The organism is Pseudomonas sp. Pseusp97 (assembly GCF_047304025.1).
Classification (GTDB): Bacteria; Pseudomonadota; Gammaproteobacteria; order Pseudomonadales; family Pseudomonadaceae; genus Pseudomonas.
In genome coordinates this window covers 1-2,445 of sequence record NZ_JBGLYK010000391.1, presented here as the reverse complement: position 1 = coordinate 2,445, position 2,445 = coordinate 1, and the positions used below count along the sequence as shown (strand labels likewise).

The 2,445-nt window shown below is 69.4% G+C and carries 2 protein-coding genes; both read left to right on the top strand.

All coding sequences use genetic code 11. The features are described from left to right. A partial coding sequence (locus ACCC94_RS29240) for an HlyD family secretion protein (protein WP_413353078.1) occupies positions 1-706 on the top strand: 706 nt, incomplete at its 5' end. Continuing rightward, the gene (locus ACCC94_RS29235; protein WP_413353076.1) at positions 703-2,145 is read left to right on the top strand and encodes an efflux transporter outer membrane subunit; all 1,443 of its coding nucleotides are present in this window, start codon (positions 703-705) and stop codon (positions 2,143-2,145) included. The genes ACCC94_RS29240 and ACCC94_RS29235, both read left to right, overlap by 4 nt. Positions 2,146-2,445: the final 300 nt, after the last annotated feature.

Here is a 2,445-nt window from a genome sequence, read left to right as displayed (position 1 = left end):
GGTGCAGGCCGACCAGGCCGCGCTGACCTTCGCCGCGCAGGAACTGAACCGCTACCAGCACCTCGCCACCCAGGGCGCCGGCACGCTGCAGAACGCCCAGCAGGCGCGCTCACGCGTCGACTCGGCGAAGGCCGTGCTGGACAAGGACAAGGCCGCCGCCCTCGCCGCCCGCAAACAACTCGACGTGCTGCTCGCCCAGCAGGCCGAGGCGCTCGGCGCGCTGAAACGTGGCCAGGCGCAGCTGCAGCAGGCGCAACTGAATCTGTCGTACACCGAAATCCGCGCGCCCTTCGACGGCATGGTCGGCCGCCGCGCCGTGCGCGTCGGCGCCTACACCACGCCGGGCACTGCGCTGCTCGCGGTAGTGCCGCTGCAGAACGCCTATGTGGTCGGCAACTTCCAGGAAACCCAGCTGACCGACGTGCAACCCGGCCAGCGCGTGGAGATCAGCATCGACACCTTCCCCGGCGAGAAGCTGCACGGCCACGTCGACAGCATCGCCCCGGCCACCGGCCTGAGCTTCGCGCCCATCGCCCCGGACAACGCCACCGGCAACTTCACCAAGGTCGTCCAGCGCATCCCGGTGAAGATCGTCCTCGACGCCGACCAGCCGCTGCGCGACAGGCTGCGCGTGGGCATGTCAGTGATCGCGCGCATCGACACCGGCAAGCAAACCGAGGCCGAGCAGAAGGTAGCCGTGCAATGATCGCCCCGCGTGCTCCCCTGCTCCTTGCTCTGCTCGCCCTTGGCGCCTGCAGCGTCGGCCCGGACTTCCAGCGCCCGGATGATGCCAATGCGGTGGACTGGTCCGCCCAGCGCGGCGACGCACCGAGCCAGACGCTCAATGCGCCGCTGGAAGCGCAGTGGTGGAGGCTGCTGGGCGATGCGCAACTCGACGACCTGCAGCGCCGCGTCGCGGCCGCCAACCTGGACCTGCGCGAAGCCGACGCGCGCCTGCAACAGAGCCGGGCGATCCGTCAGGCGTTGAGCGGCGACGCCGTGCCCAATGTCGACGCGGACCTGGGCTACCAGCGCAAGCGCAACAGCGAAGTCGGCCTGAGCGACCCGTCCGGCAAAGCCGGCAAGGACAATTTCAACCAGCTCGACGGCGGCTTCGACCTGTCCTGGGAGCTGGACTTCTGGGGCCGCGTGCGCCGCGAGTTGGAAGCCGCCGACGCCAATGTCCAGGCCTCCGAGGAAAGCCGCCGCGACGTGCTGGTCTCGGTACTCGCCGAGACCGCGCGCAACTACCTGCAACTGCGCGCCGAACAGGACCTGGAAGCCATCATCCGCGGCAACCTGGAGATCGCCCAGCGCAGCCTGGAACTGACTCGCCTGCGCCGTGCCGATGGCGTCGCCACCGAACTGGATGTGGCCGAAGCGCTGACCCAGGTCGCCAGCATCGAAGCGCGCCTGCCCGACAGCCAGAAGCGCCAGGCGCGGCTGATCAATGCCCTGGGCTACCTACTGGGCGAAGCGCCCGGCGCACTGCAGGCCGAACTCGCCCAGGCCAGACCCGTACCGCAGCCACCGCGTGGCGTGCCGGTCGGCTTGCCTTCCGAACTGGCCCAACGCCGCCCGGACATCCGCCGCGCCGAAGCCGCGCTGCACGCCGCCACCGCCAGCATCGGGGTGGCCAAGGCGGACTTCTATCCGCGCATCAGCCTCAACGGCAGCTTCGGCTTCCAGGCGCTGCAACTGTCCAACTTCGGCGACTGGAACAGCCGCACCTTCGGCATCGGCCCGAGCCTGTCGCTGCCGATCTTCGAAGGCGGCCGCCTGAAGGGCATGCTCGCCCTGCGCGAGGCTCAGCAGCAGGAATCGGCCATCGCCTACCGGCGCACCGTGCTCAACGCCTGGCGCGAAGTGGACGACGCGCTGACCGACTACGCCGCCGACCAGCGCCGTCTCGCCAGTCTCGACACGGCCGCGGAACATGGCCGCACCGCGCTGGCCAACGCCCGCGAGCAGTACAAGGCCGGCGCCGTGGACTTCCTCAACGTGCTCAGTGCCCAGCGCGAACTGCTGGCCACCGAGGAACAGCAGGTGCGTGGCCGCGAAGCCGTGGCGACCACCCTGGTGCTGCTCTACAAATCCCTGGGTGGTGGGTGGCAGCAAGGCCAGGAAACCGCGCAGAACCTGTAGGAGCGTCCATGGGCGCGTTCGCGGTGGCCCGATCCTGCAGGGAAACCCCGTAGTTCGCCTGCAGAAGCGGAATCCGTCCGCGATGGCGTCAGGCCGTTTGCGGAAGAGGTGCGCTCCCAGGACTATGGAAACGCTGCGCGGCCTCGGTTCGCGAGCAAGCTCGCTCCTACGAAGAGCCATCCGGCACACGCTGGAGTCTCAGCTGGCACAATCCCTGTAGGAGCGGGCGTGGTGGGGCGGCAAGGTGAATCCGGACCCCCAAGGGGGCGGGCCGTGGGGGGCAACCGCGCGACGAAAAAA

Bases quoted from the DNA above. Each gene is read 5' to 3' on its own strand.
- ACCC94_RS29235 (WP_413353076.1), top strand. From the start codon at position 703: ATGATCGCCCCGCGTGCTCCCCTGCTCCTTGCTCTGCTCGCCCTTGGC.